The sequence below is a fragment of the Amycolatopsis sp. WQ 127309 genome, from assembly GCF_023023025.1.
Classification (GTDB): domain Bacteria; phylum Actinomycetota; class Actinomycetes; order Mycobacteriales; family Pseudonocardiaceae; genus Amycolatopsis.
Map to the genome: position 1 here is coordinate 5,020,071 of NZ_CP095481.1, position 12,430 is coordinate 5,032,500.

The 12,430-nt window shown below is 70.9% G+C and carries 7 protein-coding genes (1 of these 7 running past the window's edge); 4 read left to right on the forward strand and 3 right to left on the reverse strand.

All coding sequences use genetic code 11. From position 1 onward, the window contains the following. Positions 1-15: 15 nt before the first annotated feature. The 3 genes from MUY22_RS23700 to MUY22_RS23710 are packed head-to-tail and all read right to left on the reverse strand — an operon-like array spanning position 16 to position 3,015. Positions 16-930 carry an asparaginase gene (locus MUY22_RS23700; protein WP_247062626.1) on the reverse strand — a complete coding sequence of 305 codons (915 nt, stop codon included), beginning with the start codon at positions 928-930 and terminating at the stop codon, positions 16-18. Further along, positions 927-2,363, reverse strand: a complete 1,437-nt coding sequence (locus tag MUY22_RS23705; RefSeq protein WP_247062628.1) for an amino acid permease — start codon at positions 2,361-2,363, stop codon at positions 927-929. Before MUY22_RS23705 ends, MUY22_RS23700 begins: the two co-directional genes overlap by 4 nt. A 4-nt stretch (positions 2,364-2,367) precedes the next feature. After that, positions 2,368-3,015: a FadR/GntR family transcriptional regulator gene (locus MUY22_RS23710; protein ID WP_247064078.1), complete on the reverse strand. Its 648-nt coding sequence runs from the start codon at positions 3,013-3,015 to the stop codon at positions 2,368-2,370. A 241-nt stretch (positions 3,016-3,256) separates the two neighbouring features. On the opposite strand from MUY22_RS23710, the gene MUY22_RS23715 reads away from it, so the two are divergent. The 4 genes from MUY22_RS23715 to MUY22_RS23730 form a co-directional block, all read left to right on the forward strand. Next, complete coding sequence (locus MUY22_RS23715) at positions 3,257-5,731, forward strand: GH92 family glycosyl hydrolase (protein WP_247062630.1); 2,475 nt, start codon at positions 3,257-3,259, stop codon at positions 5,729-5,731. 199 nt (positions 5,732-5,930) lie between these two features. Beyond that, entirely contained in the window at positions 5,931-9,518 is a 3,588-nt protein-coding gene (dnaE, locus tag MUY22_RS23720; RefSeq protein ID WP_247062632.1) for a DNA polymerase III subunit alpha, read from the forward strand. A gap of 109 nt (positions 9,519-9,627) precedes the next feature. Further along, the gene (locus MUY22_RS23725) at positions 9,628-11,112 is read left to right on the forward strand and encodes an MFS transporter (RefSeq protein ID WP_247064080.1); all 1,485 of its coding nucleotides are present in this window, start codon (positions 9,628-9,630) and stop codon (positions 11,110-11,112) included. A gap of 427 nt (positions 11,113-11,539) precedes the next feature. After that, positions 11,540-12,430 carry the 5' portion of a low temperature requirement protein A gene (locus tag MUY22_RS23730; protein WP_247062633.1) on the forward strand. Its footprint extends 303 nt past the window's final position, so 891 of the gene's 1,194 nt are visible here — the first part of the coding sequence; it begins with the start codon at positions 11,540-11,542; its stop codon lies off the right edge, out of view.

The following is a 12,430-nucleotide window of genomic DNA, read 5'->3' on the forward strand; positions in this document are numbered from 1 at the left end:
CCGGAGCGACGTGGCTCAGCGACTCCCCACGGCGAGTGCCCCGGTGACGCGCAGGTTGTCCGGCCCAGGCGGCACGCGCACCCCGCACAGCGCCAGCGCCGCGGCCAGCACGGGCCGCCGGGCCCGGTCGCCGCCGTCGGCGATCTTGATCGCGATCGCCGTGCCGTCGGGCAGGGCCGCGACCTGGACGGCTTCGAAGCCGTCCTTCGCGATGAGCCCGGGCACCGCGCGCAGCACGGCGGTGACGTCGCGGCGGCTGCCGCCGACCAGCTCGGGGTGCCGGCGGATCCCGTCGGCGACCAGGTGCTCCGGCGTTCCCGGCGCGGCGGTGGCGATCTTCGACACGGCCGTGGCGAGCCCGCGCAGCGTGGTCGCGAACAGCGGCGCGCCGCAGCCGTCGACCGCGACCCGGTCGATCGCGCGGCCGGTCAGGTCCTCGAAGGTGGCGGCGATCGCGCGCTGCAGCGGGTGGGCCGGGCCGAGGTAGCCCTCGGCCGCCCAGCCGTTGAGCGCGCAGGTCGCGAGCATCGCCGCGTGCTTGCCGGAGCAGTTGTGCGCGAGCTTGCTCGGCGCCCGCCCGGCCGCGACCCAGGTGTCGCGTTCGACCGGGTCGTACGGGAGGTCGGCCGGGTTGCCCAGCTCGCCGGGGGAGCGCCCGCCGAGCACCGCGGACGCGGCGTCGAGGTGCATCCGCTCGCCGGAGTGACTGGCGGCCGCGATGGCGAACCCGGCGGGCGGCAGGCGCAGCCCGAGCCGCGCCATCGCCGTGGCCTGCACCGGTTTCGCCGTCGACCGCGGGTACATCGGGGCGTCCGGCGCGCCGGCGTCGAACAGGGTGGTGCCGTCCGGGGCGAGCACGATCACCGAGCCGTGGTGCCCGCCCTCGACCATGCCGTCGCGCACCAGCTCGACCAGGAGTTCGTGGTTCACAGGCCCGCCTTGTCGAACGCCTTCATGTCGATCCGCTTCCGCACGGCGAACCAGCCGGCGACCAGCGCGAGCGCGATCACCGGCAACGCCATGAGCGTGATCCGGCCGGTCTCGTCGAAGCCCATCAGCACCACGACGGCGGCGAGGAACACCAGCGTCACGATCTCGGTGTACGGCGAGAACGGCAGCCGGAACGACGGCCGCTCCAGGCCGTCCCGCTCGGTCTTGCGGACGAACAGGAGGTGGCAGAGCACGATGATGGCCCAGGTCGCGAGGATGCCGATCGCGGCGAAGTTCAGCACGATGTCGAAGGCCTCCTTCGGCACCAGGTAGTTCAGGCCGACGCCGAGCACGCAGACCGACGCCGTCAGCAGGATCCCGCCGTAGGGCACCTGGTTGCGGTTCAGCACGCCGGTGAACTTCGGCGCGGACCCGGCCGCGGCCATCGACCGCAGGATCCGCCCGGTCGAGTACAGCCCCGAGTTCAGGCTCGACAGCGCCGCGGTGAGCACGACGAGGTTCATCACGCTGTCCGCGGCCGGCACGCCCAGGTGCGACAGCACGGTGACGAACGGGCTCTGCTCCTTCGTGTAGGAGCTCCACGGCAGCAGCATCGCCAGCAGCACGACCGAGCCGACGTAGAACACGGCGATGCGCCACATGATGGAGTTGATCGCCTTCGGCATGATCTTCTCCGGGTGCTCGGTCTCGCCCGCGGCGACGCCGACCAGCTCGATGGACGCGTAGGCGAACACCACACCCTGCACGATCATGACCATCGGCAGCAGCCCGGCCGGGAAGATCCCGCCGTGGCCGGTGATCAGCTGCGGCCCGCCCGCGACGCCGTCGATCGGCGTCCGCGTCGCCAGCAGCACGATCCCGATCACCATGAACAACACCAGCGCGGCGACCTTGACGATGGCGAACCAGAACTCCATCTCGCCGAACAGCTTCACCGAGACCAAGTTCAGCGTCAGCACGACGGCGAGCGCGATCAGCGCGAGCACCCACTGCGGGATCGGCGTGAAGAACGACCAGAAGTGCGCGTAGAGCGCGATGGCCGTGATGTCGGCGATGCCGGTGGTCGACCAGTTCAGGAAGTGCATCCAGCCGGCGACGTACGCGCCCTTCTCGCCCATGAACTCCCGCGCGTAGGAGACGAACGCGCCGCTCGAAGGCCGGTACAGGATGAGCTCGCCGAGCGCGCGGACCACGAAGAACGCGAAGAGCCCGCAGACGGCGTAGACGATCGCCAGCGCCGGTCCGGCCTGGGCGAGCCGGCCGCCCGCGCCGAGGAACAGGCCGGTGCCGATGGCGCCGCCGATCGCGATCATGGTGACGTGCCGCGGTTTCAGGGCCTTGCGGTAACCGGCGTCGCCCGCGTCGGCGGTGGTTTCCGGGGTGACCTCGGGGGCCAGGGTCTGTTCGGTCAAGGTGCTACTCGTCCCCGTTCACGATGCTGGTCAAGGTGGCTTCGACGTGCCGCAGGTGGGCCGTCATGGCCTCGACCGCGGCGGCTTCCGAGCCGTCGGCGATCGCCGTGACGATCGCCCAGTGCTCGACGTTCGAGCGGTGCCGGCGGTCGCCGAGCTGGTTGAGGAAGGCGGACTGGCGGGCCAGCGCGTCCCGGATCTCCTCGATCACCTTCCCGAACACGGGGTTGCCCGACGCCTGGGCGATGGTGATGTGGAAGAGCGAGTCCAGCGCGACCCACGCGGTGTTGTCGGTCTCGGCGGCCATCCGCTCGACGAGGTGACCGAGCAGGTCGAGGTCGTCGGCGGAGCGCCGCAGCGCCGCGTACCCGGCGACGGGGATCTCGACGTGCCGGCGCACCTCGATCAGGTCGCGGGCCGAGTACGGCCCGAACACCGGGTGCTCGGCAGGCCCGGTCGCGGTGACGAAGGTGCCCTTGCCGGACTTCGACTCGGTGAGCCCGAGCGCCTGCAGCCCGCGCAGCGCCTCCCGGACCACCGAGCGGCTGACCTCGAACTCCTTGCCCAGCGCGGCCTCGGACGGCAGCTTGTCGCCGACGGCGTACTCGCCGCGTTCGATCCGGCGGCGCAGGTGGGCCAGCACGGCCTCCATGGCGCTCACCCGCCGGGGACCGGCTGTCCGGCTGTCGGACAGGTTCATGGATCGGATGCTCGGTCCCGGCCGCGGCGGTGTCAACGCGGGACCACGCGCTTGTGGCTCACTTCACCGGCCACCCTGACAACCGGACAGAAGTTCACCGGGTCGTTGACGGGTGCAAACGGGTGACCGTAGCGTTGCGCAGCGTCAATTCCGACAACGTTGTCGCTTCGGGTTCACCGGCGAAGGGCGGGCCATGGCCGCGCGGAAGATCCTGACCCTGCTCGGCGCGGTGGCCCTCGCGGCGACGGCGTTCGCGACGCCCGCCGCGGCCGGCGTCGAGCTGGTCGCCGACCCGGCGTCCTACGTCGACCCGCTGATCGGCAGCACCAACGCGGGCAACACCTACCCCGGCGCGACGACGCCGTTCGGGATGATCGCCTGGAGCCCGACCACGACGAAGGGCCTGCAGAACGGGACCGGCGCCGCCGGCGGTTACCAGTACGACGTCACCCGGGTGCGCGGCTTCAGCCTCACCCACCTCAACGGCACCGGCTGCACGCCGGGCGCGTCCGGCGACGTGCCGATCATGCCGTTCCCCGGCGCCGTCCTGTCCTCGCCGTCGGCCGACCGCACCGACCAGGTCTTCGCCAGCGACTTCTCGCACGCCGACGAGACCGCCGAGCCGGGCCACTACGGCGTCGGCCTGGCCAACGGCGTCGGCGTGGACCTCACCACCACCGACCGGGCCGGGCTCGGCCGGTTCACCTTCCCCGCGGACAAGCCCGCGAACCTGCTCTTCCGGGTGTCGAACTCGCTGCCGGGCAGCTCGAACGCCTCGATCAGCATCGACGCGGCGCACCGGCGGGTGACCGGCTCGGTCGACTCGGGCGGTTTCTGCGGCCGCACCACCGGCGGCGAGGAGAACCAGCGCTCCTACTACACGCTGCACTTCAGCGTCACCTTCGACCAGCCGATCACCGGCCAGGGCACCTGGGTCGACGGCACCCTGCGACCCGGCACGAGCAGCGCGACCGGCGGCGAGGGCTACACCGACGCCGCACGCGCCGGCAAGGGCTCCGGCGGCTACGTCGGCTTCGACGCGAGCAAGGGGCCGGTCACCGCGCGGATCGGCATCTCCTACGTCAGCGCCGCCAACGCCCAGCGCAACGCCGACGCCGAGATCCCCGCCGGCCGGTCGTTCGACGGCGTCCGCGCGTCGGCCCGGAAGGCCTGGCAGGACCAGCTGACGAAGATCGAGCTCGGCGGCGGCACGCACGCGCAGCTCACGACGTTCTACACCGCGCTCTACCACGCGCTGCAGCAGCCGAGCCTCGCCAGCGACGTCACGGGGGAGTACCTCGGCAGCGACCGGAAGGTCCACCGGCTCGCGAAGGGCCAGCACGCGCAGTACGGCACGTTCTCCGGCTGGGACGTCTACCGCGGGCAGGTCCAGCTGCTCGCGTTCCTCGACCCGGGCCGGGCGAGCGACTACGCGCAGTCGCTCTACAACTTCGCCGGGCAGAACGGCGGAGAGTGGGACCGGTGGCTGCACAACAACGGTGGCACGCACGTGATGTCCGGCGACCCGTCGGCGCCCGCGCTGGCCGGGATGTACGCCTTCGGCGCCCGCGGCTTCGACGTCCAGGGCGCCTTCGGCTCGCTGGCCCGCGCGGCCACCGTGCCGACCGCGAACGACACCCGCGACGCCGGCTGCCCGATCCAGTGCGTCGGCCAGCGGCCCGGCCTGGCCGACTACCTGAAGCTCCACTACGCGCCGGACGACGCCTGCCACTGCTGGGGCTCGGCCGCCGAGACGCTCGAAGACTCCGTCGCCGACTTCGCGCTGTCGGACTGGGCGTCCCGCATCGGCAGTGACCCGGCCGCGTTCCTCACGCGCTCCGGCTACTGGCGCAACCTGGTCAACCCGCAGGCGAGCCCGGAAGGCCCGTACGTCCAGGCGCGCAAGGCCGACGGCTCGTGGGTGACGCCGTTCCAGCCGTCGACGGACACGGGCTTCGTCGAGGGCAGCAGCGCGCAGTACACGTGGATGGCCTCGCACGACGTCGCCGGCGTGGTCGGCGGCCTGGGCGGCGCGCCCGCGACGGTGAAGCGCCTCGACGGCTTCTTCCACGACGCGGCCGGCAACTGGGCACTGTCGGGCGTCGACGACGTCCGCTACAACCCGGGCAACGAGCCGGACATCAACGCGCCCTGGCTCTACGACTACCTCGGCCGGCCGTGGCAGACGCAGCAGACGGTCCGCCAGATCGTGAACACGGTCTACGGCCCGGGCACCGGCGGCCTGCCGGGCAACGACGACCTCGGCACCATGTCGGCCTGGTACGTCTTCGCCACGCTCGGCATGTTCCCGCAGGTCCCGAGCCGCGCCGACCTCGTGCTCGCGTCGCCGCTGTTCCCGCGCGCGGTCGTCCACCGCGGCAACGGCGCGACGATCACGGTCGAAGCCCCGCGTGCCTCGGCGGACACGTACTACGTCCAGGGCGTGCGCGTGAACGGCTCGCCGTCGTCCAAGCCGTGGGTGGCGGAGTCGTTCGTCGCGAACGGCGGCACGATCACCTACGACCTGTCCACGACGCCGAACCCGACGTGGGGCACGGCGGCCGCGGACGCCCCGCCGCAGGCCGCGCTCCCGGCATTTCACCCGAACGTGGCGGCCCCGGCCGTGACGCCGAAGGCCACGAGGAGCCTCGTCACCCCCGCCGGCTGACCCCGCCCGGCGACCACCCGGTCACGGTCCGGCGCAGTGATCATCACCGCTCGAAGCGGTGGCGCGTCGCACCGCCGGAACCGTCCCGGCGAGGAGCAGAATCGAGCGCGAAGAGCGCGTGCGAGGACTGTCGGTGCCACGGGTTAGGGTGAGGGATCCGGGCGCGCCGGTCCCATTCACCTAGGGGAGGTTTTCGCTGGTGTCGAACGATTCCTTCGTCCACTTGCACGTCCACACCGAGTACTCGATGCTCGACGGTGCGGCGAAGATCGCTCCCCTCTTCGCGGAGGCGGCGCGCCTCGGCATGCCCGCGGTCGGCATGACCGACCACGGCAATATGTACGGCGGCGACGAGTTCTACCAACAGTCCAAGAAGCACGGCATCAAGCCGATCATCGGCATCGAGGCCTACGTCGCGCCGGAGAGCCGTTTCCACAAGAAGCCCGTCTTCTGGGGGCAGCAGAACCAGCGCGGGTCCGACGAGCTGGGCGAGGGCGGCGACGTCTCGGGCGCCGGCGCGTACACCCACATGACGATGCTCGCGCAGAACGCGACCGGCCTGCGGAACCTGTTCAAGCTGTCCTCGCTGGCCAGCATGCAGGGCTACTACCGCAAGCCCCGGATGGACCGCGAGCTGATCTCGGAGAACCACTCGGGGATCATCGCGACCACCGGCTGCCCGTCGGGCGAGGTGCAGACCCGGCTGCGGCTGGGCCAGAAGGAAGCGGCGATCCAGGCCGCGTCCGACTACAAGGACATCTTCGGCGCCGGCAACTTCTTCCTCGAGCTGATGGACCACGGCCTGCCGATCGAGCGGTCGGTCCGCGAGGGCCTGCTCGAGGTCGGCCGGCTGCTCGACCTCAAGCCGATCGCGACGAACGACTCGCACTACGTCACCAAGGACCAGGCCGACACGCACTCGGCGCTGCTGTGCGTCCAGGCCGGCAAGACGCTCAACGACCCGACCCGGTTCAAGTTCGACGGTGACGGCTACTACCTCAAGGCCGCCGCCGAGATGCGCGAGTACTGGGACAAGGAAGTCCCCGGCGCGTCGGACAACACGCTGCTGATCGCCGAGCGCGTCGAGTCCTACGAAGACGTCTACTCGCACAAGGACCGGCTGCCGTTCTTCGAGGTGCCCGAGGGCTACGACCAGGGCGGCTGGCTGCGCGAAGAGGTCGCGAAGGGCCTGGCCTGGCGGTTCCCGGCCGGTCCGCCCGAGGGTTACGACGAGCGGATCGAGAAGGAGCTCGACGTCATCATCGGGAAGGGCTTCCCGGCCTACTTCCTGATCGTCGCCGACCTCATCAGCTACGCCCGCCGCGTCGGCATCCGCGTCGGCCCCGGCCGTGGTTCGGCCGCCGGCTCGCTGGTCGCGTACGTGCTCGGTATCACCAACCTGGACCCGATCCCGCAGAAGCTGCTGTTCGAGCGGTTCCTGAACCCCGAGCGCGTCTCGATGCCCGACATCGACATCGACTTCGACGACCGCCGGCGCGGCGAGATGATCCGGTACGCCACCGACAAGTACGGCGTCGACAAGGTCGCCCAGGTCATCACCTTCGGCACCATCAAGACCAAGGCCGCGATCAAGGACTCGGCGCGGGTCCACTTCGGCCAGCCCGGTTACGCGATCGCGGACAAGATCTCCAAGGCGCTGCCGCCGCCGATCATGGCGAAGGACATCCCGCTCTCGGGCATCGTCGACAACAAGCACGAGCGCTTCGGCGAGGCCGCCGAGGTCCGCGCCCTGGTCGAGACGGACGAAGAGTGCAAGACGATCTTCGACACCGCCCGTGGTCTCGAAGGCCTGATCCGCAACGCGGGCGTGCACGCCTGCGCGGTCATCATGTCGTGCGACCCGCTGACCGACGCGATCCCGCTCTGGCAGCGTGACGACGGCTCGATCATCACCGGCTGGGACTACCCGTCGTGCGAGGCCATCGGCCTGCTGAAGATGGACTTCCTGGGCCTGCGGAACCTGACGGTCATCGGTGACGCGATCGACAACATCAAGACCAACCGCGGGATCGACATCGACCTCGACACCCTGGGCGTCGAGGACAAGGAAACCTACAAGCTGCTCGCCCGCGGCGACACGCTCGGCGTGTTCCAGCTGGACGGCGGGCCCATGCGCGACCTGCTGCGCCGCATGGAGCCCACGGTGTTCGACGACATCGTCGCGGTCGGCGCGCTCTACCGCCCCGGCCCGATGGGCATGAACGCGCACAACGACTACGCCGACCGCAAGAACAACCGGCAGAAGGTCAAGCCGATCCACCCGGAGCTCGACGAGCCGCTGCGGGAGATCCTGGCCGACACCTACGGCCTGATCGTGTACCAAGAGCAGATCATGCACATCGGCCAGAAGGTGGCCGGGTACACGATGGGGCGCGCGGACGTGCTCCGCCGCGCGATGGGCAAGAAGAAGAAGGAAGTCCTCGACCTCGAGTACGACGGCTTCGAGGCCGGCATGAAGGCCAGCCCGCTGCTCGACGGCGGGTTCTCCGCCGAGGCCGTCAAGGCGCTCTGGGACACGATCCTCCCGTTCGCCGGCTACGCGTTCAACAAGAGCCACGCGGCCGCGTACGGCCTGATCTCGTACTGGACCGCCTACCTCAAGGCGAACTTCCGGGCCGAGTACATGGCCGCCCTGCTGACGTCGGTCGGCGACAACAAGGACAAGTCGGCGGTCTACCTGTCCGAGTGCCGCCGCCTCGGCATCAAGGTGCTGCCACCGGACGTCAACGAGTCGGCCCTGCGGTTCGCGGCCGTCGGCGAGGACATCCGCTTCGGCCTCGGCGCGGTCCGCAACGTCGGCGCGAACGTCGTCGAGTCGGTCATCAAGACCCGCGCGGAGAAGGGGAAGTACTCCACCTTCACCGACTTCCTCGACAAGTCCGAGCTCGTGGTCTGCAACAAGCGGGTCATCGAGTCGCTGATCAAGGCGGGCGGGTTCGATTCGCTCGGCCACACGCGGCTGTCGATGATCCAGGTCCACGAAGACGCGGTCGAGGCCGTCGTCCCGCTCAAGCGCCAGGAGGCGATGGGCCAGTTCGACCTGTTCGGCTTCGGCGGGGAAGACGGCGAAGAGGCCGCGCCGTCCTCGTCGCCGCTCGCGCACCTGAAGTTCGGCGAGGAGGAGTACCCGCGCAAGCAGCTGCTCGCCTACGAGCGCGAGATGCTCGGCCTGTACGTCTCGGCCCACCCGCTCGACGGCGCCGAGCGGATCCTGCGCAAGCACGCCCCGAAGCCGATCGCCGGGATCCTGGCCGACCCGCCCCGGGAGGGCGAGCTCGTCATCTCCGGGCTGATCACGTCGCTCGAACGGCGGGTCAACAAGAAGGGCGAGCCCTGGGCGATCTGCACGGTCGAGGACATGGACGCCTCGCTCGAGGTGCTGTTCTTCCCCAAGTCGTACGCCTTGTTCTCCTCCGAGCTGATCGAGGACAACGCGGTGCTGGTGAAGGGCCGGATCAACTGGCGCGAAGACAAGATGTCGATCTTCGGCGGCGGCCTGGCGACGCTGGACCTGTCCGAGGTCGGCACCGGCAACGGTGACGACGAGCCGCCGCTGGTCCTGCTGGCCGCGGCGGAGAAGATCGACCAGTCGGTGGTGAGCGAGCTGCGCTCCACGCTGCTCGCGCACAAGGGCGAGACGATGGTCCACCTCAAGCTGGTCGGGCGGAACCAGACGGTGTTCGCGCTCCACGACTACCCGGTGAAGGTCAGCTCGATGCTGATCGGCGAGCTGAAGGGCATCCGCGGGATCACCGCGTCGACCTGAGCACGGCTTCGAACGGGCCGGATCCGCGCACACCGCGCGCGGATCCGGCCCTTCGTGTTTGCTGAGTGGGTATCCCCGCCCCGTGAGCACCGGTGAGGTCAGCCCCTCGATGGACGACTACGAACCCGACCCGAAGCGCTGGAAGGCGCTGGCCGTCTCGCTGACGGCCGGGTTCATGGGCCTGCTCGACGTCAGCATCGTCAACGTCGCGCTGCCGTCGATCCAGCGTGACCTGGGCGCGAGCGCCGGCGGGATCCGCTGGGTCGTCTCGGGGTACGCGCTGGCGTTCGGCCTGGTCCTGGTCACCGGCGGCCGCCTCGGCGACGCGTTCGGCCGCCGGAAGATGTTCCTTGGCGCGCTCGCGGCGTTCGTCGCCACCAGCGCACTGGCCGGCGCGGCGCCGAACGAGACGACGCTGGTGCTCGCGCGGCTCGCCCAGGGCATGGCGGCGGGCATGCTCACGCCGCAGAACACCGGCCTGATCCAGGACCTCTTCCGCGGGCCCGAGCGCGGCCGCGCGTTCGGCGTGTTCGGCGCCGTCGTCGGCATCTCGACGGCGGTCGGCCCGATCCTCGGTGGCGTGATCCTCGCCGTCTTCGGCGATCCGGACGGCTGGCGCTGGGTGTTCTACGTCAACGTCCCGATCGGCGTCCTCGCGTTCGCCCTGGCCCTGCGGCTGCTGCCCCGCAGCGAGAAGAGCGGGCTCAGGCTGCGGTCGGAGATCGACTTCGTCGGGATCCTGCTGCTCGCCGTCGCGGTCCTCGGCGTGCTGCTCCCGGTGGTGGAGTCCGACGACGGCGGTCCGGCGCGGCTGTGGTGGATGTTCGTCATCGCGCTGGTCTTCGGCGCCGGCTTCGTGCGCTGGGAGCACTCGCTGGTCCGGCGCGGCCGGTCGCCGCTGCTGGACACCCGGCTGTTCACCGGCACCCCGGGGTACGCCAGCGGCGCCGCGGTGGGTGCGCTCTACTTCTGCGGGTTCGCCGGGATCTGGCTGGTCTTCGCGATGTTCTTCCAGCAGGGCCTCGGCTACACACCCCTGCAGTCCGGGCTGTCGGTGACGCCGTTCGCGCTCGGCTCGGCGGTGGCCGCGGCCGTCGCCGGCCGGCTGGTGCCGCGCTTCGGCCGCCGGCTCACCGTCACCGGGCTGGCGCTGGTCGCCCTCGGCCTGCTGATCGTCGCGCTGCTGGCCCAGCTGGTGCCGCCCGCGGCCGCGGGCTGGGCGTTCGCGTTGCCGCTGGTGCTGGCCGGCGTCGGCGGCGGCATGGTGATCTCGCCGAACACGACGTTGACGCTGGAGTGCGTCCCGGTCCGGCTGGCCGGCGTCGCCGGCGGCGCGCTGCAGACCGGGCAGCGGATCGGCACGGCGATCGGCACGGCCGTGCTGGCGTCGGTCTTCGGCGCGGTCGTCGTCGCGGCGGGGGACTACCAGGTGGCGCTCACCGTCGCCCTCTGCTGCGCGGCCGTCCTGACGTGCGGCGCGCTGGGGCTCGCCGTGGCCGAACTGCGGGCGCGGAGACACCGTGCGCAGCTTTCCGGGGACGATCGGGCGGCCGGCGAGGCCGAGACGTCCGCCGCGGACGTCCACCGGGGCTAGGACACTACTTTCCGCAGATTCGCGATGCTCCAAACGAGTGACGAGCACGGAAAGGCACTGGTGCTACGCAGAGCGACCAGGTAGATCTTATGGAGCCTTCACTGCGCGGCTTCGGCTACCGACAGTGGCAATCGATCGGCCACCCGGGGATGGGGTGACCGGTCCGAGCGACCGAAGCGTCCGGAGTTCGAGGGAGTGGACACACTCGGTCACCTTCCGTCCAGTGAGTGTCGGCGTCCGCGGGGGACCGTCCGGCACTCGCGGAAGGGCTGCCCATCGGCCGGCCGCAGCGCGCGTGACGGCGGCGGGCGGGCCCGGGTGAGGGGGAACCGGGCCCGCCCGTCCTTTTCGCCCGTGTCGCGCTTTCCCGCTGCTCGTGATCATGTTGGGATGACCGGATCCGACAGGCACGAGCCCGGGAGGGTCCATGACCGAGCAGCCGCCGCGGCCCGGAAGCCGGATCCGCCTGTGGCACCGGCCGATGCTGGCGCGCGACCGAAGTGAGCGCCACCGCGTCGCGACGCCGCTGGAACTGCTGTTCGACCTGTGTTTCGTGGTCGCCGTCGGCCAGGCGGCCGCGCAGTTGCACCACGCCTTCGCCGAGGGCCACATCGGCCACGGCGTGTTCTCCTTCGCCCTGGTCTTCTTCGCGATCTGGTGGGGCTGGCTGAACTTCAGCTGGTTCGCCTCGGCCTTCGACACCGACGACGTTCCGTACCGCCTGGCGACGCTGGTGCAGATCGCCGGTGGCCTGACCGTCGCGGCCGGGGTGGAGACCGCCTTCGAGGGCGACTTCCGGCTGATGGTCGCCGGCTACGTGCTGATGCGGCTGTCGATGGTGACGCAGTGGCTGCGCGCCGCGCGGTCGGACCCGCCCTGCCGGCCCGCCGCCCTGCGCTACGCCGTCGGGATCACCGCCGTCCAGGTGCTGTGGATCGCCCGGCTGTGGCTGTCGGGGACGCCGGCCGTCGTCGCGTTCTTCGTGCTCGTCGTGCTCGAGCTCGCCGTCCCGCTGTGGGCGGAGCGCCGCTTCAGCACCACGTGGCACCCGCACCACATCGCCGAGCGGTACGGCCTGTTCACGCTGATCGTGCTCGGCGAGGTGATCCTCGGCGCGACCACCGCGATCAAGGAGGGCGCCGCCGAGGCGGAGCACGTCGGCGGGCTCATCTCGCTCGCCGCGGCCGGCCTGGTGCTGGTGTTCGCCATGTGGTGGCTGTACTTCGACCAGCCGGGCCACGCGCGGCTGGTCCGCCGGCCGACCCTGTTCACGACGATGAGCTGGGGCTACGGCCACTACCTGATCTTCGCGTCCGCG